Annotated in this window: 17 protein-coding genes; 10 read left to right on the forward strand and 7 right to left on the reverse strand. The window is 67.0% G+C overall.

Translation table 11 applies throughout. The features are described 5' to 3' along the window. Positions 1-82 precede the first annotated feature (82 nt). A complete protein-coding gene (locus V5F84_RS12290; RefSeq protein ID WP_394045746.1) occupies positions 83-1009 on the forward strand; it encodes a DMT family transporter in 927 nt (308 codons plus the stop codon). A gap of 2 nt (positions 1010-1011) precedes the next feature. On the opposite strand, the gene V5F84_RS12295 is transcribed toward V5F84_RS12290, so the two are convergent. Next, the gene (locus tag V5F84_RS12295; protein WP_394045744.1) at positions 1012-1893 is read right to left on the reverse strand and encodes a LysR substrate-binding domain-containing protein; all 882 of its coding nucleotides are present in this window, start codon (positions 1891-1893) and stop codon (positions 1012-1014) included. A 166-nt stretch (positions 1894-2059) separates the two neighbouring features. Between V5F84_RS12295 and V5F84_RS12300 the strand changes: the two genes are divergently transcribed. Continuing rightward, the gene (locus V5F84_RS12300) at positions 2060-2359 is read left to right on the forward strand and encodes a DUF1127 domain-containing protein (protein WP_394045742.1); all 300 of its coding nucleotides are present in this window, start codon (positions 2060-2062) and stop codon (positions 2357-2359) included. A gap of 102 nt (positions 2360-2461) precedes the next feature. Here the strand turns inward: V5F84_RS12300 and V5F84_RS12305 are convergent, their stop codons facing one another. The 4 genes from V5F84_RS12305 to V5F84_RS12320 all read right to left on the reverse strand — a co-directional run bounded on the left by V5F84_RS12305 (position 2462) and on the right by V5F84_RS12320 (position 7754). Then, on the reverse strand, positions 2462-3595 hold the full coding sequence (locus tag V5F84_RS12305; RefSeq protein ID WP_394045740.1) for a DUF937 domain-containing protein: 1134 nt from the start codon (positions 3593-3595) through the stop codon (positions 2462-2464). A 47-nt stretch (positions 3596-3642) separates the two neighbouring features. Continuing rightward, on the reverse strand, positions 3643-5070 hold the full coding sequence (locus tag V5F84_RS12310; protein ID WP_394045738.1) for an MATE family efflux transporter: 1428 nt from the start codon (positions 5068-5070) through the stop codon (positions 3643-3645). A gap of 161 nt (positions 5071-5231) precedes the next feature. After that, positions 5232-7067, reverse strand: coding sequence for a monovalent cation:proton antiporter-2 (CPA2) family protein (locus V5F84_RS12315; protein WP_394045736.1), 1836 nt, complete (start codon positions 7065-7067; stop codon positions 5232-5234). Positions 7068-7235: 168 nt separating this feature from the next. Further along, entirely contained in the window at positions 7236-7754 is a 519-nt protein-coding gene (locus V5F84_RS12320; RefSeq protein ID WP_394045734.1) for an invasion associated locus B family protein, read from the reverse strand. A 510-nt stretch (positions 7755-8264) separates the two neighbouring features. Here V5F84_RS12320 and coxB point away from each other — a divergent pair. The 8 genes from coxB to V5F84_RS12360 all read left to right on the forward strand — a co-directional run bounded on the left by coxB (position 8265) and on the right by V5F84_RS12360 (position 15157). Next, positions 8265-9137: a cytochrome c oxidase subunit II gene (gene coxB / locus V5F84_RS12325; RefSeq protein ID WP_394045732.1), complete on the forward strand. Its 873-nt coding sequence runs from the start codon at positions 8265-8267 to the stop codon at positions 9135-9137. 160 nt (positions 9138-9297) lie between these two features. Beyond that, complete coding sequence (gene ctaD, locus V5F84_RS12330; RefSeq protein ID WP_394045730.1) at positions 9298-10908, forward strand: cytochrome c oxidase subunit I; 1611 nt, start codon at positions 9298-9300, stop codon at positions 10906-10908. Positions 10909-11175: 267 nt separating this feature from the next. Next, positions 11176-12108 carry a heme o synthase gene (gene cyoE, locus V5F84_RS12335; protein WP_394045728.1) on the forward strand — a complete coding sequence of 311 codons (933 nt, stop codon included), beginning with the start codon at positions 11176-11178 and terminating at the stop codon, positions 12106-12108. Between the two features lie 6 nt (positions 12109-12114). Continuing rightward, entirely contained in the window at positions 12115-12294 is a 180-nt protein-coding gene (locus V5F84_RS12340; RefSeq protein WP_394045828.1) for a cytochrome c oxidase system small membrane protein, read from the forward strand. Between the two features lie 7 nt (positions 12295-12301). Beyond that, a complete protein-coding gene (locus V5F84_RS12345) occupies positions 12302-12946 on the forward strand; it encodes a cytochrome c oxidase assembly protein (protein WP_394045726.1) in 645 nt (214 codons plus the stop codon). 158 nt (positions 12947-13104) lie between these two features. Beyond that, positions 13105-13935, forward strand: a complete 831-nt coding sequence (locus V5F84_RS12350; protein ID WP_394045724.1) for a cytochrome c oxidase subunit 3 — start codon at positions 13105-13107, stop codon at positions 13933-13935. 92 nt (positions 13936-14027) lie between these two features. Further along, positions 14028-14417 (forward strand): DUF983 domain-containing protein, encoded by a 390-nt coding sequence (locus V5F84_RS12355; RefSeq protein ID WP_394045723.1) that lies wholly within the window; start codon positions 14028-14030, stop codon positions 14415-14417. Continuing rightward, positions 14414-15157 carry an SURF1 family protein gene (locus V5F84_RS12360; RefSeq protein WP_394045721.1) on the forward strand — a complete coding sequence of 248 codons (744 nt, stop codon included), beginning with the start codon at positions 14414-14416 and terminating at the stop codon, positions 15155-15157. The genes V5F84_RS12355 and V5F84_RS12360 overlap by 4 nt, the downstream gene beginning before the upstream one ends. 7 nt (positions 15158-15164) lie before the next feature. On the opposite strand, the gene V5F84_RS12365 is transcribed toward V5F84_RS12360, so the two are convergent. Together V5F84_RS12365 and V5F84_RS12370 are read right to left on the reverse strand one after the other, a co-directional pair. Further along, positions 15165-15674, reverse strand: a complete 510-nt coding sequence (locus tag V5F84_RS12365; protein WP_394045719.1) for a hypothetical protein — start codon at positions 15672-15674, stop codon at positions 15165-15167. A gap of 10 nt (positions 15675-15684) precedes the next feature. Next, on the reverse strand, positions 15685-16677 hold the full coding sequence (locus V5F84_RS12370; protein ID WP_394045717.1) for a P1 family peptidase: 993 nt from the start codon (positions 16675-16677) through the stop codon (positions 15685-15687). Positions 16678-16789: the final 112 nt, after the last annotated feature.

Below are 16789 nucleotides of genomic sequence, written 5' to 3' on the forward strand. Positions count from 1 at the left end.
GCATGGCGGCCATGCGCGGGCGGGTGGTTCGCGCGGCGCGCCGGTGGGGTCTAACGGGCCATCTCCCGGAGTTAGGAAAGAAATGGCCGCGCCCCCGCCTCCCGCCGCCCCGACAGCGTTCGGCCCCGTGGAGGCGACGCTTTATGTTGCGACCGTGCTGCTGTGGGGCTCCGGCTGGCTGCCCCTGCGCCTGCAATTGGGCGTCGTCGCGCCCGAGGTTTCGGGCATGCTGCGCTTTCTCGTCGCCGGGGCGATCATGTTTCTGGCGGTGGGGATTTCCGGCGGCCGGCTCGCTTTCCGGCCGCGCCATCACCTCTTGTTCGCCGGGCTCGGCGTGTGCTTGTTCTCGCTGAACTTCCTGACGTTCTATTATGCCGGATACCACCTGAAATCCGGCGTCATGTCGGTGATATTCTCGCTCGCCTCGGTGTGCATTCCGGTTCTGTCGGCGATCATGTTCGGCACCCGCCTCACCGCGCGCATCCTGGTGGGCACCTTGCTCGGCGTCGGCGGGATCGCGCTGGTGTTCGAGCCGAGCCTGGTCGAAACCGGCTTCGACGGGGCGGTGCTGGCGGCGCTCGCGCTCGCCGTCGCCGGCACCATCCTGTTTTCGCTCGGCAGCCTTTTGACCGGCGTGGTTTCGCGGCACGGCCTGCCGCTGTTCTCGGCCACCGCCTGGGGCATGGCCTATGGATGCCTGGTGTTCCTGCTGGCGACCCTCGTGTCCGGCGCGCAGATCCAGGTGGAGTGGACACCGCGCTATCTCGGCGCGCTCGGCTATCTGATCCTGGGGCCGACCCTGCTCGGCTTCGCCATCTATCTGCAATTGATCCGCCGCATCGGCGCCAGTCGCGCGGGCTACGGCACGGTGCTCTTCCCGCTGGTGGCGCTGCTCATCTCCACCGTGTTCGAAGGCTATCACTGGACCCTGGAGGCCGGCCTCGGCGTCGCCCTGGTGCTCGCCGGCAACGTGGTGGTGCTGACCAAGGGCCGCGCGGCAGCGCGCTGAGCCTATTCCGCCGCGTCCGCCTCGGTGACATTGTCGAGGCCCTGGATGATGTGGAGCGCGAGGGCGTCGGCGAGCGCGTTCGGCTCATGGCGATTGCGCAGCAGAGCGATATCGCAGGGAGGTAGGGGCGGGTAGCCGTCCGCCGGTCCGAGCACCCGCATGCCCGGCCGCAGCGCCGATTCGGGAAAGACGCTGACCGCGAGGCCTGCGAGCACTGCGGCGGAGACGGCGCCGGAATTGGGGCTGGTGTAGAGCACGCGATGGGCGCGCCCGCAGCCGGCAAGGCGCGTCACGGCCGCGTCCCGCCACACGCAGGTCGGGCGCCCGAGGGCGAGCGGCACCGGCGTTTCGAGATGGGCGGCGTGCCGCGCGGACCCCACCCACAGCAGGCGCTCGCGGCGGATCACCTGCGAATCGCGCGCCGAGGTCTCGGTGTAGGTGATGATGGCGAGGTCGAGCGTTCCCGCCTTGATGCGCTCCACCAGTTCGCAGCTCGGCTCGCAGATGACGGTAAGTTCCACCGAGGGGTGGGTGCGCGAGAACCGGGCCATGATTTCCGGCAGATAGCGATCCGCGTAATCGTCCGGCACGCCCAGGCAGACGCGGCCGGACAGGGTGGCATCGGCGAAGCTCGCGACCGCTTCCAGATTGAGCTTCACGATGCGCCGCGCATAGTCCAGCAGGCGCTGGCCGTCGTCCGTCAGGCGCGAGGCGCGCCCGTCGCGGGCGAACACCGGGCGGCCGACCCGCTCTTCCAGGCGCTTCATCTGCATGGACACCGCCGACTGGGTCTTGTGAACCACTTCGGCCGCGCGCGTGAAACTGCCGGTCTCGGCGATGGCGACGAAGGTCCGCAGCTGATCCGTGTCGAACAATATGGTCATGGGCGATCTCGATCTATCAGCATTAATGATATTTCAGATGAAAAACATTCGCTAGCGTGATTTTACGCATCGTCGCACAAGCAAGGGGCCCCGGCGCGGTGAGATCGGGTGGTCCCCCCGCGGCTCCAGGGAGCAGAAGGGCAGGCGTCGGGCAATGGAGGTGACGATGAACATTCATGGCGAAATCCGCACGACCGGTGTCGCGCCCTTCGGGGCGGTCCTCGCCGCGTTCCTGATCCAGTCGCTCGACCAGGGTCTGAAAATGGTTCGCGCCATTGAGCATCGTCGTGTCGTTCGCGCCCTCGGAGCGCTCGACGATCACATGCTGCGCGATATCGGCCTCACGCGCGGCGACGTGCGCGACGCGGCGGCCGAGCCGGTGTGGGTCGATCCCTCCACCTTGCTGGTGCGGCGGGTGGTCGAGCGCCGCGCGGCAGTATGGCCCAAGGCGCGCCGCCCGAGCTGATCACGCAGGATTTTCGATCGGCGGTCAAAGCCCCTCGCGACCGCCCATCTGGGCCCGTGCCGGCCGCAACCGGCGCGGGCCTTCTTTTATGCGGCGACCCGTTCAGCCCTTGCGGGTGGGCCGTGTCCCGGTCTTCGTCGGCGAGGCATGCCCGTGGGCCGCGCTGCGGCCGAGCATCTGGCTCCAGAAATCCGGGAACGGATAGAAGGCGGCGAGGCTGGCGAACGGGCTCGCCGGATCATGGCCGCTGGTCTTGGCATTCGGCGGGAAGCCCTGGGCGAACAATTGGGCGAAATAATCCTGCATCGGCCATTGCCCCAGCGCCGCAAGCGGCTCAGGCGGCGGCGGGGGAGGCGGCAAGGCGATCGTTTTCGCCGCAGCGGCCACCTGGTGCGGAGCGGATTGGCGCGCCGCCGATTGGCGCGCCGCGGCCTCGCCGGAAACCGCCGTCATGGTTTCCATCATGGCGGCGATGAGTTCCTGCCACGCATTGGCGGCATTGCCATAGACATCCTGGCTTGCCGCGCCGGCCCGCTCCGCCGGTCCGCGATAGGTCGCGGCCTGGGCGCGCGCCGCGCCGGGCCAGGACGCGCCCATGCCAGCCTGGCCCCACCCGCCTGCGTCGCCGCCGCTCCAGGGGGATTGCAGCATCATCTGCGCGAATGCGTCCACCCAGGGGTTGCCGGTGCTCTGGCTCTGGCGCGGCATGGCGCTGTTCATCCAGGTCGCCAGACCGTCGACCCAGGGATTCCCGGTGGGCACGGGCAGACCGTTGGCGCGCGCCAGCATGGCCGCGAGCATCTGGTTCATGGCGCCCGAGGCGGCCAGCGACTTGGTGAGGCCGCCCATCACGAGGGTCGCGAAATCCGGCATGATCTTGCGCACGACCGCCGTCGCAAGGCCGGTGCTGGCGGCGGCGTGATTGGCTACCGCCGCGCTGATTTCCGGCGAGCCGAACAGCGCGTCGAGCGCATTGGCGCCGGCTTGCGTGAACTGGTCGGGCGCTGCGGGCGGGCGATCATAAAAGCCGCCATAGGGACCGCGCATCATCAGCACCATGAGGCTGGCGAGCCCCTCGGGCGACTGCATGGCGCGCTGGATGCCGGCGGCGAAGGCGGGCATCACGGCTTCCGCGGCCTTCTGGGCCTGTTGTGCCGTGAGGCCGTAGATCTGAGCGAGATTCTCAAGGCCTTGCCCGCCTTGAGCGGCCCTCAGCAATTGCACGAACTGGTCCATTGAACGGCCTCCCGAGTTCGCGACTCTACGCCATCGTCTCGCCAAAATCACGGCTCGATGGCGGTTGCATCCTGCGGCGAAGAGAGCGGCGGCAATTCCACGGTGGAAAGATGCGGCGCGGGCCCGCGATCGCTCACCGGCGGGGGCGCGGCGGCGATCCTTTCGATCACGCGGAAGGCGAAAATCATGGCGGCGATGCCGAACGCGACAGCGCCGAGCGCCTGTCCGAGAATCACCCCGTTCGCGCCCATCAAGTCGCTGCCGATCCAGACCAGCGGAATCGTGCCTACAGTGGCGCGCCCCCAGTTGAAGAAGGTGGAGAGCAGCGGGGCGCCGAGATTGTTGAAGGCCGCGTTCGCCACGAACAATCCGCCGAGGAAGATGAAGCTGCCGGCGGTCACGAGGCAGAAGAAAGCGACGATCTGCTGGCCCTCGGGGGTGAGGCCGAACACCGAGGCGATAGTATTGCGCAGCAGGGCCAACAGCACCCACACGGCGCACACATAGAGCAGCGTCAGGATCAGGCTGTCCTTGAGCGTGGTGCGCAGGCGGTCGAACAGGCCGGCGCCGAAATTCTGCCCGAAGATGGGGCCGACCGCTCCGGTCAGCGCGAACAGCGGGCCGAAAGCCACCGGAATCACCCGGCCGATGACCGCGAAAGCCGCCACCGCGCCGTCGCCGAACGGGGCGAGCTTGGCGGTGACATAGGCATTGCCCACCGGGGTCGCGACATTCGTGAGGATGGCGGGAATGGCGATCGCCGAGATCGGCCCGGCGTGGCGATGCCACATGGCGAGCGTGGGCCGGCGAAACAGATTGTGCCGTCTGTGGCACGCGTGCAATCCGTAGGCGGCCATGAACAGGCGCGACGCGACGGAAACGATGGCGGCGCCATCCACGCCCAGGCCCAGGGCGAGGATGAGAATCGGGTCCAGCACCGCGGTCAGCAACCCGCCGCCGAGCGTCACCCACATGGCCCGGCCCGCATCGCCGGTTGCGCGCAGCAGGCCGGAGGCGACCATGCCGATGCCCAGCAGCGGCGTCGAGAGCGTGACCACCACGAGAAAGCGGTCGGCGATGTCCAGCGTGCGGCCATGGGCGCCGAGCAGCGACAGCAGCGGCCGGATGAGCGGCAGCGAGACGGCGGTGAGACCGACGCACACCAGCACCATGTAGAGGGTCGCGATGGTGGCGAGCGCGCGGGCGTCCTCCCGGTTGCCCGCACCGAGCGCGCGCGACACCACGGCCGAGCCCGCAATCATGATGCCGAGCGCCACCGAGGTGGTGAAGAACAGCATCGTCCCGGCATAGCCGATGGCGGCGGCCAGTTCCGCCTCGCCGAGCAGCGAGATGTAGAACAGGTTCAGCAGATCCACGAGGAACACGGCGACGAGGCCGATCGACCCCGTGGCGGCCATCACCGCCACGTGGCGCATGATGGAACCCTGAAGGAATTTCGCGGGCGCTGCGCTCATGCGGTCCGTGAGGCTCGTGTGGGCTGTGTCGGGGAGACCTGCCGGCGGGTGGATCGCGCCAGGCAGAGAACGGCGGGCCGCCCGTTCTAGAGCGTTTTCGAGCGAAGGGGAAACCGGTGCGCGACGCGAAGACAGCGCGTCGACGTCGCCGTGCGCCGCCGTCAGCCGGAGAATTCGGTCTCGTGGGCGAGCACGTCCTGGGCCTCGGGATTGAGCGGCTTGGCGGGCTTGTTGGGATCGGTGAGGGGCTCGGGCTCCACCTTCTGGCCGGTCAGCTCGATGCCGGCGTAGAGGCCTTCCTGGACCTGGAGCTCAAGCCGCTTGCGGTCGCGGGCACGCACATCGGCGACCAGCGCGGCGACCGCCTCTTGGTCAACGCCCAGCGCCTCCAGTGTCCGCCCCCCGAACGCAAACGCCGATTCGAGCGTCTCGCGCATTTCGTAATCCACCGATTTGCGCAGCAGCGCCATGGCGTGGACGCGGTCGAACGCACGCACATGCAGCCGGGCATTGGGCATGTTCGCCTGCGCGATATCGACGATGCGGTCGGCGGCCTCGCGATCGTCCACGCACACGGCGATGACCTCCGCCTGGTCGGCGCCGGCGGCGCGCAAGACGTCGAGGCGCGTGCCGTCGCCGTAATAGATATGGACGCCGAAGCGCCCCGCGCTCTGGATCATCTCCACGTCATTGTCGATGATGGTCACGCCCACGCCTTCCGCCAGAAGGCATTGCGAGACGATCTGGCCGAAGCGGCCGAAGCCGATCACGAGCACGCGCCCGTTGGCGTCGGTAAAATCGTCCGGCTCCGGCTCCGGCTCGGCATGGCGAAGCCGCGGCAGCAGGCGGCCGATGCCGGCGAACACCAGCGGCCCGATCATCATGGTCAGCGCGGCGGTGGCGGTGAGAAGCTCCGCCTGTTCGCGATTGAGAATGCCGTTCGCGAGGGCGAGCGGGAACAGCACGAAGGCGAATTCGCCCGCCGGCATCAGGACCGCTCCGGCCCGCAGCGCGTCGGCGTCGGTGCGGTGGTCGGTGCGATAGAGCAGGAACACGACCAGGAACTTGATCGCCGTGATCATCAGGGCGGCAAGCACCACGGGCAGGATATGCGGCAGCAGGACCTTGAGGTCCAGGGACATGCCGACGCCCATGAAGAACACCGCCAGCAGCAGGCCGCGGAAGGCGTCGATATTGGCTTCCAGCTCGTGGCGGAAGGTGCTTTCCGACAGCAGCAGCCCGGCCAGGAACGCGCCGAGGGCCATGGAGAGCCCCACGGTCGCCATCAGCCCTGCCGCGCCGAGCACCACCAGCAGCGCCGCCGCCGTCATCGCTTCCCGCGCGCCGGACCGGGCCAGCAAGCGGAACAGGGGATTGAGCAGGAACCGGCCCGAGACCACGATCACGCTCACCGCCGCCAGCGCCGCCGCCGCCTTCAGCAAGGTCGCGGTCGCATCCGTGCCGAGATTGGTCTCGCCCGGCGCCAGCAGCGGCACGAGGGCGAGCAGCGGCACGATCGCGATATCCTGGAACAGCAGGATCGAGAAGGCGCGCTGGCCGTAGCCGGAGGACAGATCATTGTGCTCGCCCAGCAATTGCAAGGCGATCGAGGTCGCCGACATGGCCAGCGCCATGCCCGTGATGATGGCGCCGGCGATGCCGAATCCGAGCAGCCAGGCCACAAGCGCGATGACCATGCCGGTAATCAGCAATTGCGCGGTGCCGAGGCCGAAAATATAGCGCCCCATGGACAGCAGGCGCGAGGGCTGAAGCTCAAGCCCGATGAGGAACAGAAGCAGCACCACGCCCAGTTCGGCGACGGCGATCACCGTGGTCGGATCGGCCACATTGAAGCCCGCCGGGCCGATGGCGATGCCGGCCGCCAGATAACCGACCACGGGCGAGAGACCCAGCCGCCGCGCCACCGGCACGGCCACCACGGCCGCCACCAGGAAGGCGAGGGCGCTGATGAACAGGGTGTGGTCGTCTCCGTGCATCCGCCATGCCTTCTGCCAAGCTTGCGCCGGCCGCTCTTGTGCAGAGCAACAATGGCCAAACCATGCCGTCCGAACCATCTGTCATTAAAGGCGGGACGGCGTCCCCCACAAAGAGAATTGTGATCGTAAACGGGTGCTTGCGGCGGCGTGTGGCGTAACGGCAACGGCCTATTTGAGAGCGTCGAATCCGGGACCGAAGCCGTTGAGGCCGAGCGGGATGCCGATGCCTTCCTCCGGCGTCTGGAAAATGATGAAGGTCGCCTGCTTGCCCTGCCGCAGCTTGCCGACCAGGGCATCATCCATGACCACTTCGGCGACGCAGCCATTGGGCAGGCAGCGCACGAAGCCCGCGCGGCCCACATCGGTATCGTCGATCTTGAGCCCCAGGCCGGAGGGAATCAGCACGCCGAGCGGCGCCAGCACGCGCAGGAGCCGGCTCTTCTGGTCGGCGGTCTTCAGGATGATGACGGTCAGGCCCACGTTGGGCCGGTCGTCCGCCTGCACGCTCTGGAGCAGCACGCACTGCTCGGTTTGCGCGCCCGGAGGAGTATCGCAGCGAATCTGCCAGTCGCCATACACCTGCTTCACGACTCCCTGCGCCGCCGCCGGCTGCGCGAGGCCGAGCAGGGCGCAGAAGCCGAATGCCGCGACCATGAGGGCGCAGAACACCTTGCCAGGCAGCACCATGCGAGCGCCCTCAGGGCGCCGATCCGTGCGGGCGAGGCCCCGCGACAACATGAACTCCATGGGCACCGGCTCCGAAAACTGGCGGCAATCCAAAACGGGCCGCGACTGTCACTGCGGGCGTAGCGTGGCGCCCGTGCGTTTTGGCTTAAAAGGCTGACCGTCCATGTCAAGAATGCGGCGGCGCTTTGCGGAATAAAACGGAGAATTGATGGAGAAGGGCCGGGGCGGCCTCCGCCGGCCCCTGTGCCGGCCGCGGATCGCCGGTGTCCGCGCTGCGGACGGGGGGCGATCCGCAGGCGGGATTCTTTTTGCCGGCACGTCGATGGAAGGGGGAGTCCGACCTTGTGTCGCATCGTGCGCCTGTGCGCCGCAATTGCGGGAGGCAGTGATTTGTGTTTGATTTAAGTCAAGAATGCGCCGGCCAATCGAGCGTGCTTACGGCGTCCGCCAACTACCGATCACCGCTGCGCTTGCGGTAGCGACGGCGCCGCGCAGGGAGAGCAGATTACCATGATTTCGTTCATTCGCACCGGTGCTCTCGCCGTGGCCGCGCTGGTCGCCGCGATTTCGCTGAGCTCGGCTGCGTGGGCCGGTATGGGCCAGCCGTCGGATTGGCAGATCGGCCTTCAGGATGCTGCGACGCCGGTGATGGCCAGCATCCACTCCTTCAACAATTTCGTGCTCGCCATCATCGTCGCCATCGTGCTGTTCGTGATGGTGCTGCTGGCGATCGTGATGGTCCGCTTCAACGAGCGGGCCAATCCGGTGCCCTCGAAGACCTCCCACAACACGCTGATCGAGGTCATCTGGACCGTCGCTCCGGTGATGATCCTGGTCGCGATCGCGATCCCCTCGTTCCGCCTGCTCCATCTGGAGCTGAACATTCCGCCGGCGGACATGACCGTGAAGGTCACGGGCCATCAGTGGTACTGGTCCTATGAATATCCCGACAACGGCGGTTTCGGCTTTGATTCGCTGATGGTCGCGGAAAAGGACCTGAAGCCCGGCCAGCCGCGCCTGCTTGCGGTGGACAATGAAGTGATCGTGCCGGTGAACAAGACCGTGCGCATCCAGGTCACCGCCGCCGATGTGATCCATTCCTTCGCGGTGCCCTCCTTTGGCGTCAAGATCGACGCGCTGCCGGGCCGCCTGAATGAATCCTGGTTCAAGGCCACCAAGGAAGGCATTTATTACGGCCAGTGCTCGGAGCTGTGCGGCCGCGACCATGCCTTCATGCCGATCGCGGTGCGGGTGGTGAGCCAGGCTGAATTCGATGCCTGGATCGCCCAGGCCAAGCAGAAGTTTTCGGCCGCGCCCTCGGATGTCCGCACGGCGCAGGTCCCGGTCGCCGGTACGCTCGTGCTTGCGGATGCCGCCAACTGAGGCGTCCGCCCGGACGCGTCGAGCCGACACGAACAAAGATGGCGCGAGAAGGCATCCGTCGTCTCGCGCCCTGAAATCGAAGGGTCCGCGCGCGGACCAGACACGACCCCACGGCGCTTAAAGATAAGACGGCAACGTCAAGAGATTGAGGACTAGACTCATGGCCACCGAGGCTATCGCGCACGACGCGGCACATGCCGAGCACAATCCCACGGGATGGAAGCGGTGGGTGTTCTCGACGAATAACAAGGACATCGGCATCATGTACCTGATCTTCGCCATCGTGGCGGGGATCGTGGGCGGCGCGTTGTCCATTGGCATCCGTCTGGAACTGATGGAGCCGGGCCTCCAGTATTTCAAGAACCCGCAGACCTTCAACGTGTTCACCACGGGCCACGGCCTCATCATGATCTTCTTCATGGTGATGCCGGCGCTGATCGGCGGCTTCGGGAACTACTTCATTCCGCTGATGATCGGCGCGCCGGACACGGCCTTCCCGCGCATCAACAACATCGCCTTCTGGCTGATGCCGCCGGCGTTCGGGCTGGCGATCATCTCCCTGTTCGTCGAAGGCGCCGCCGGCTCCAACGGCTTCGGCGGCGGCTGGACGATCTACCCCCCGCTCTCCTCCAAGCTCGGCCATCCCGGCCCGGCCATGGACCTGCTGATCTTCGCGCTGCATATCGCCGGCGCGTCCTCGATCCTCGGGGCGATCAACCTCATCACCACCATCTTCAACATGCGCGCCCCGGGCATGACGCTGCACAAGATGCCGCTGTTCGCCTGGGCCCAGCTGATCACCGCCTTCCTGCTGCTGCTGTCGCTGCCGGTGCTCGCCGGCGCCATCACCATGCTGCTGACGGACCGCAATTTCGGCACCACCTTCTTCGATCCGGCCGGCGGCGGTGATCCGATCCTGTTCCAGCATCTGTTCTGGTTCTTCGGCCACCCGGAAGTGTACATCCTGATCCTGCCGGGCTTCGGCATCGTCTCTCACATCGTCTCGACCTTCTCGCGCAAGCCGGTGTTCGGCTATCTCGGCATGGCCTACGCCATGGTGGCGATCGGCGTGGTCGGCTTCGTGGTGTGGGCGCACCACATGTACACGGTGGGCCTCTCGGCTTCGACGCAGTCCTATTTCGTCGCGGCAACCATGATCATCGCCATCCCGACGGGCGTGAAGATCTTCTCTTGGATCGCCACCATGTGGGGCGGTTCGGTGCAGTTCCGCACCCCCATGCTGTGGGCGATCGGCTTCATCTTCCTGTTCACCGTCGGCGGCGTGACGGGCGTCGTGCTCTCCAACGCCGGCATCGACCGCTCGCTGCACGACACCTATTACGTGGTGGCCCATTTCCACTACGTGCTGTCGCTCGGCGCGGTGTTCGCCATCTTCGCCGGGTGGTATTATTGGTTCCCGAAAATGAGCGGCTACATGATCCCGGAATTCTGGGGCAAGCTGCACTTCTGGGTCACGTTCGTGGGCGTGAACCTGGTGTTCTTCCCGCAGCACTTCCTCGGCCTCGCCGGCATGCCCCGCCGCTATGTGGATTATCCCGATGCGTTCGCGCACTGGAATTTCGTGTCCTCCATCGGCTCCTACATCTCCGGTTTCGCCGTGCTGATCTTCTTGACGGGCATCGTGGTCGCCTTCCGCCGCAAGGAACTGGCCGGCCCTAACCCCTGGGGACCCGGTGCGACGACCCTGGAATGGACGCTGACCTCTCCTCCGCCGTTCCACCAGTTCGAAGTTCTGCCGCGCATCAAGTGAGCGTCGGCTTTCCCTCGAGGCGAACCGGCGCGGTTTCCCGCGCCGGTTCCGTTTCGGGGACAAGGGGCTTGGGCAGGGAAGGGCGGCAGGGTGTCGGTCCGTGGGTGTCGATTACCCGGACCCGGACCAGGCGGACTCCCGCTGCCTGCACTTGCGGGAGCGCAGGGGCCATGTGGCGCGCCGCACCGGCGGCTTAGTTGACGCGTAAAAAGGAGCGACGCCACGAGGCGGGCTCCGAGCAAGACCAGTATGACAGGACGAGTGCGCATGAGCGATGTGAGCGTGAGCTTGAACCAGACGACGGGCGGTGGCGAAGCGGGTCTCGGCCTCGCCTCGCCGCGCGATTACCTGTCGCTCCTGAAGCCGCGCGTCATGTCGCTGGTGATCTTCACGGCCCTGGTTGGCCTGGTTCGCGCGCCGGACCACGTGCATCCGGTCATCGCCTTCACCGCCTTGTTGTGCATCGCGGTCGGCGCGGGCGCTGCGGGCGCGCTGAACATGTGGTGGGATGCGGACATCGACGCGGTCATGGCCCGCACGAAGAACCGTCCCATTCCCGCCGGCCGCGTGACGCCGCAAGAAGCCCTCGCCTTCGGTCTGACGCTTTCGGCCTTCTCGGTGGTGGTGCTCGGCCTGCTGGTCAATGTCCTGGCCGGTGCGCTGCTGGCCTTCACCATCTTCTTCTACGTCGTCATCTACACCATGTGGCTGAAGCGCTCGACGCCGCAGAACATCGTGATCGGCGGCGCGGCCGGCGCATTTCCCCCCATGGTGGCGTGGGCGGCCGCGTCCGGTTCCGTGGGGTTCGAAAGCCTGCTGCTGGTGGCGATCATCTTCTTCTGGACGCCGCCGCATTTCTGGGCGCTCGCGCTCTATCGCGCCGATGATTACGCGCGCGCCGGCGTGCCCATGCTGCCCGTGACGGCGGGACCGGACGAAACCCGCCGGCAGATCCTGCTCTACACGCTGTTCCTGGTTCCGCTCGCCCTCTCACCGGTTGCGCTCGGCTATGCCGGATACGGCTATGGCGCGGTGGCTGCCATTCTCGGGGCCGGCATGGTCTGGTTCGCCGTGAAGGTCTACCGCGTGCGCGAAGGTGCGGCGGCTGTGAAGGCGAGCAAGCAATTGTTCGGCTTCTCCATTCTGTATCTGTTTTTGCTCTTCGCCTCGCTTTTGGCCGAAGCGCTGGTGGGAGTGTGATGCGTGGTGGACAAGAAGGAAAAGCGCGCGCCCGAGAGTGAGGGCATCGTGCTGACCGATGAGCAGAAGCGGCGGCGGCGGGCGCGCTCGGTGGCCATCGCTTCGGTGCTGGGTTTCCTGGTGATCCTTTTCTACGTGGTCACCATCGTGAAGATGGGTCCGGCCGTGTTGAACCGGCCGCTGTGAGGATGAAATGAGCGCAGCCGCGCAGCCCCCCTTGCCCGAACCGGGCTCGGCCGCCACTCCGAAGCGGCGGCGCCTCCGGCACCTGCCGGTGGCCCTGGCATGCCTCGCGTTCGCCCTCGGCATGGTCGGCGCGGCTTATGCGATCGTTCCCTTCTACGCGATGTTCTGCTCGCTCACCGGCTTCGGCGGAGCGACGCGGGTGGGCACGGCCGCGCCCGACAAGGTGCTCGACCGCACCATCCAGGTGCGGTTCGACTCCAATATCGCCCCCGGCCTGCCGTGGGAGTTCAAGCCCGAACAGGCGGATGTGAACGTGCGCGTGGGCGAGACCAAGATGGTCTATTACCTCGCCCGCAATCTCTCCTCGGCGGAGACCTACGGCAACGCCACCTACAATGTCACGCCGGCCCCCGCGGGCGCCTATTTCGTGAAGATGCAGTGCTTCTGCTTTTCCGAACAGACGATGCAGGGCAAGGAAAAGGTGGACATGCCGGTGGTGTTCTTCATCGATCCCGCCATCGCGGACGATCCGGAATTCAACAATGTGAAGACCATCACATTGTCCTACACCTTTTTCCCCGCTCCCAAGCCCGCGGCGCCGGTTGCGCGCGCGGCCGAGCCGGCGAGCGAGAGTTCCAAGAAGGCTCTGTGAGCCTTGGGTCCGCCGGTGCCGCGCAGTGGCGAGGCGGCAAAGAGATCAAGCCCGGACGGCCGGGTGGGTTGGTTGGTGGGGCTGGACACAACCGTCGCATTGCGGCGGGGCGGCAGGTCCTGGTAGAATTTTAATGCTGGAAGGGGAGGCCGCTTCAAATGGCCGAGGGACACGTGAAGCAGCACGATTATCACATGGTGGAGCCGAGCCCGTGGCCCATCGTGGGCTCGATCTCGGCCTTCATTCTCACCGGCGGCGCGGTGGTGTGGATGCACGGCGGCACGGCCATTCCCATGGGGATCGGCTTTCTGGGCGTGCTCTACACCATGTTCGGCTGGTGGCGGGACATGATCCGCGAAGGCCATCTGGGTTTCCATACCCCGGTGGTGCAGATCGGCCTGCGCTACGGCATGATCCTGTTCATCGCGTCCGAGGTGATGTTCTTCGTCGCCTGGTTCTGGGCCTATTTCGATGCCGCCCTGTTCTCCGGAGAGGCGATCAATTATTCGCGCTTCGAGGTGACCGGCGGCGTGTGGCCGCCCCATGGCATCGAATCGCTTGATCCCTGGCATCTGCCGCTGCTCAACACGCTGCTGCTGCTCACCTCTGGCACCACGGTCACCTGGGCCCATCATGCGCTGCTGGAAAACGACCGCCAGGGTCTGAAATGGGGCCTGTTGCTCACGGTCGTGCTGGGTGTGCTGTTCACCAGCTGCCAGGCGTTCGAATATCTGCACGTGCATTTCGGCTTCTCCGGCAACATCTATGGCGCCACCTTCTTCATGGCGACCGGGTTCCATGGCTTCCATGTGATCGTGGGCACCATCTTCCTGCTGGTGTGCCTGCTGCGCGCCGTGGCCGGGGATTTCACGCCGCAGAAGCATTTCGGCTTCGAGGCGGCCGCCTGGTACTGGCATTTCGTGGACGTGGTGTGGCTGTTCCTGTTCGCCTTCATCTATGTGTGGGGCGCCGGCGCGTCCGCCCACTGAGGTCGCCGGAGCCCCAAGGGTTTCTCAGGAATCGGCGGGGCGGCGCGAGCCGCCCCGTTTTGTTTCGCCGGCGGCTGCGGCCGTGAACGGGGATGACCATGGAACCGTATTACAGCCCGGTCTCGCCCATCGTCGCGGGCCTATCCTGCCGCTGCCCGCGCTGCGGCAAGGGAAAATTGTTCAAGGGGTTTCTGCAGCTCGCTCCGGAATGCGAGGCCTGCGGCCTGGATTACTCCTTCATCGATGCGGGTGACGGCCCTGCGGTCTTCGTCATCCTCATCGGCGGGTTCCTGGTGGTCGCGCTCGCCTTCTGGGTGGAGGTCACGTTCGAGCCGCCCCTCTGGGTGCACGCCTTGCTGTGGATCCCGGGCATCTTGATCGTCACGCTCGGCCTGCTTCGCCCATTCAAGGGCGTGCTGGTGGCGATGCAATATGCAAACCGGGCGTCCGAGGGGCGACTGGAGCCGCGCGACGGCGAATGAGCGGATCGCTGCGTCGCGGGCTGCTGCTGCCCACCCTGGCCTCCCTGGTCGCGTTCGTGGCGCTGCTCGGCCTCGGCACCTGGCAGCTGGAGCGGCTGAGCTGGAAGAATGGCCTCATCGAACAGGTCGAGGCCCGCGCGGCGCAGCCGCCGCACCCGGTGCTGCCCGCGTCCCAATGGCCGAGCGTGACGCGCGAGGTGGACGAGTATCAGCCGGTGCGGGCCACCGGCACGTTCGACCATGCCAAGGAAACCTTGATCTACACGGTCCTGTCCGACCCGAAAGGGCCGTTCAAGGGGCCGGGCTTCCAGGTGCTGACGCCGCTGATTCTGCCGGATGGGGCGGCGATCCTGGTCAATCGCGGCTTTGTTCCGGAAGATCGCCGCGCGCCCGACAGCCGCCGGGACGGTCAGATCCAGGGGCCGGTGACGGTCACCGGCCTGCTGCGCATGCCCGAGGAGGCGAGCTGGTTCGTGCCGGCGAACGATCCCGCCCACAATGCCTGGTTCCGGCGCGACCCGGCGGAGATTGCCGCCGCGCGCGGGCTTGCAAAGGTGGCGCCCTTCATCATCGATGCCGATGAAAGTCCCAATCCCGGCGGCCTGCCCCAGGGCGGGGAGACGCGGCTGTCCTTCCCCAACCGGCACCTTGAATATGCGTTGACCTGGTATGGCCTCGCCGTGACCCTCGCGGGGGTCTATGTGGCCTTCGTCATTTCGCGGCGCCGCGGCTTGCTGTGACGGCCGTTCAGGCCCCGTAATAGCGGCGCGGACGCTCGCCCTCGCGCATGTAGCCGACGAAACCCGCGACCCCCACGCCTTGCGCGAGCAGGGCGGGGAGCAGGGCGGCGAGGTCGCCCACGGTCAGGCCATCGGGCGCCAGGAGATCGCGGATGGCGAACTGGCTGAAGGCGGTCACGATCAGCCATGCCACCAGAACGACCGACGCAAGGGAGCGCGTGCGCGCCGCGCGTCGCACCGTCAGGATCACGAAGCCGATCGCCCAAACGAACAGCACGACCTGCGGAAACAGGCCAAACCGCAGCATCTGCGAGGAAGCGCCGGGAGCGGACAGCGAATCTGCGATGGCCGACCAGGCTGCCTGCGGGCCGAGCACCGAGATCAGCGTGAAGATGCCGGCAAGCGGCACGGCCGTGATGCCGCAGGCGCACCAGAAGATGATCGCCAGAAGGCCGGACAGCCGGGGCGCGTCGTCATTGTCGTGCCGGATCGGGCGGATGGAAGGGAGGCGGGGCATCGGGTGTCCTTCAGCGGAAGCGGTCGCGCCAGGCGGCCTGGGCACCGGGATAGGGCAAGGTGGTGGCCTCGAATATGGCGCGCCCGACCGCGCGCGCCAGAACGCAGGCGGCGGTTGCGCCAAGCTCGGCCTCCGCATGGCGGATGGGGTCGAGGTCCTTGCGCCCCGTCGCCAGGGCGAAGACGCAATCGCCATCGAGCTGTGTGTGTACCGGAAACAGCGACAGAGCCAAGCCGTCCTGCGCCATCACAGCGAAGGCCCGGGCCTGCGCGCGCGTGAGCACGGCATCGGTGGCCACCACCGCGATGGTGGTGTTGGCGCGCGGCATGGCCCCCTTCATGGCGAGCGCCGAGGCATCGTCGGGCCAATGCTGCGGCATGCCGCGCCCGCCGAACTCGGCATCGCGCTCGAACGGTGCCGCGCGCAGGTGGGGTCCGGTCCCGATCAGCGGGCTGCCCACCGCATTCACGGCCACCAGGGCGCCGACCACGTGCCCGCCCGGCGTGATGGCGGACGCCGAGCCCAACCCGCCCTTCACGTGGGCCGTTGTCGCGCCGGTGCCGGCGCCGACGGAGCCGAGGGCGAAGCGACCGGCGCGCGCCGTCGCCGCCGCCTCATAGCCAAGGGCGGCATAGGGCGAATGGCGGCCCCAGGCCTTGTCGCCGCCATTGAGGAGATCGAACAGGATCGCGCCGGGGACGATGGGCACCCGCACCGAGCCCACCGGGTGCCCGCGCCCCTGTTCCGCCAGCCAGGACATGATGCCAGAGCCCGCATCGAGGCCGAAGGCCGAGCCGCCGGACAGGAACAGGGCATCCACGTGCTGAACGCTGGCGCCGGGCGCGAGGAGATCGGTTTCGCGCGTGCCGGGGCTGCCGCCGCGCACATCCACCGCGGCGATGGTCGGCACATCGCACAGCACCGCCGTGACGCCGGATCCCAGCTTGAGGTCGGTCGCGTTCCCAACCTGGAGGCCCGGCACATCGGTGAGGAGGTTGAGCATGTCGCGTCCGGGCCAGCGGGATCGTACCTAAGCTCTAGAGGGTTTCCCGGTTTCAGGGAATCGGGAAAACGCTATCTCATTGGGGCGTCGCGTCTTCCCAAACCGATCCTCC

This window comes from Roseixanthobacter liquoris (assembly GCF_043195135.2).
Classification (GTDB): domain Bacteria; phylum Pseudomonadota; class Alphaproteobacteria; order Rhizobiales; family Xanthobacteraceae; genus NCEH01.

Coding starts and splice junctions, on each gene's coding strand:
- V5F84_RS12355 (WP_394045723.1), top strand. CDS start 14,028: ATGACCATGGAACCGTATTACAGCCCGGTCTCGCCCATCGTCGCGGGC.
- V5F84_RS12350 (WP_394045724.1), top strand. CDS start 13,105: ATGGCCGAGGGACACGTGAAGCAGCACGATTATCACATGGTGGAGCCG.
- V5F84_RS12365 (WP_394045719.1), bottom strand. CDS start 15,674: ATGCCCCGCCTCCCTTCCATCCGCCCGATCCGGCACGACAATGACGAC.
- V5F84_RS12295 (WP_394045744.1), bottom strand. CDS start 1,893: ATGACCATATTGTTCGACACGGATCAGCTGCGGACCTTCGTCGCCATC.
- cyoE (WP_394045728.1), top strand. CDS start 11,176: ATGAGCGATGTGAGCGTGAGCTTGAACCAGACGACGGGCGGTGGCGAA.
- V5F84_RS12315 (WP_394045736.1), bottom strand. CDS start 7,067: ATGCACGGAGACGACCACACCCTGTTCATCAGCGCCCTCGCCTTCCTG.
- V5F84_RS12300 (WP_394045742.1), top strand. CDS start 2,060: ATGAACATTCATGGCGAAATCCGCACGACCGGTGTCGCGCCCTTCGGG.
- V5F84_RS12320 (WP_394045734.1), bottom strand. CDS start 7,754: ATGGTGCTGCCTGGCAAGGTGTTCTGCGCCCTCATGGTCGCGGCATTC.
- coxB (WP_394045732.1), top strand. CDS start 8,265: ATGATTTCGTTCATTCGCACCGGTGCTCTCGCCGTGGCCGCGCTGGTC.
- V5F84_RS12310 (WP_394045738.1), bottom strand. CDS start 5,070: ATGAGCGCAGCGCCCGCGAAATTCCTTCAGGGTTCCATCATGCGCCAC.
- V5F84_RS12305 (WP_394045740.1), bottom strand. CDS start 3,595: ATGGACCAGTTCGTGCAATTGCTGAGGGCCGCTCAAGGCGGGCAAGGC.
- V5F84_RS12360 (WP_394045721.1), top strand. CDS start 14,414: ATGAGCGGATCGCTGCGTCGCGGGCTGCTGCTGCCCACCCTGGCCTCC.
- ctaD (WP_394045730.1), top strand. CDS start 9,298: ATGGCCACCGAGGCTATCGCGCACGACGCGGCACATGCCGAGCACAAT.
- V5F84_RS12345 (WP_394045726.1), top strand. CDS start 12,302: ATGAGCGCAGCCGCGCAGCCCCCCTTGCCCGAACCGGGCTCGGCCGCC.
- V5F84_RS12370 (WP_394045717.1), bottom strand. CDS start 16,677: ATGCTCAACCTCCTCACCGATGTGCCGGGCCTCCAGGTTGGGAACGCG.
- V5F84_RS12290 (WP_394045746.1), top strand. CDS start 83: ATGGCCGCGCCCCCGCCTCCCGCCGCCCCGACAGCGTTCGGCCCCGTG.